1 rRNA gene is annotated in these 538 nt (G+C 52.4%); it reads left to right on the top strand.

The features are described from left to right. Positions 1-538: ribosomal RNA gene (locus AM506_RS21905) — 23S ribosomal RNA — on the top strand; the annotation flags it as partial.

Genomic DNA, 538 nt, shown 5'->3' on the forward strand with positions numbered 1-538 from the left:
GGATCCTGAGTACGGCGGGACACGTGAAATCCCGTCGGAAGCTGGGAGGACCATCTCCCAAGGCTAAATACTCCCTAGTGACCGATAGTGAACCAGTACCGTGAGGGAAAGGTGAAAAGCACCCCGGAAGGGGAGTGAAATAGAACCTGAAACCGTGTGCCTACAAGTAGTCAGAGCCCGTTAACGGGTGATGGCGTGCCTTTTGTAGAATGAACCGGCGAGTTACGATCCCATGCAAGGTTAAGTTGATAAGACGGAGCCGCAGCGAAAGCGAGTCTGAATAGGGCGATTTGAGTATGTGGTCGTAGACCCGAAACCAGGTGATCTACCCATGTCCAGGATGAAGTTCAGGTAACACTGAATGGAGGTCCGAACCCACGCACGTTGAAAAGTGCGGGGATGAGGTGTGGGTAGCGGAGAAATTCCAATCGAACTTGGAGATAGCTGGTTCTCTCCGAAATAGCTTTAGGGCTAGCCTCATGTGTAAGAGTCTTGGAGGTAGAGCACTGTTTGGACTAGGGGCCCTCATCGGGTTACC

It is taken from the genome of Rossellomorea vietnamensis (genome assembly GCF_001305855.1).
Taxonomy (GTDB): Bacteria; Bacillota; Bacilli; order Bacillales; family Bacillaceae_B; genus Rossellomorea; species Rossellomorea vietnamensis_A.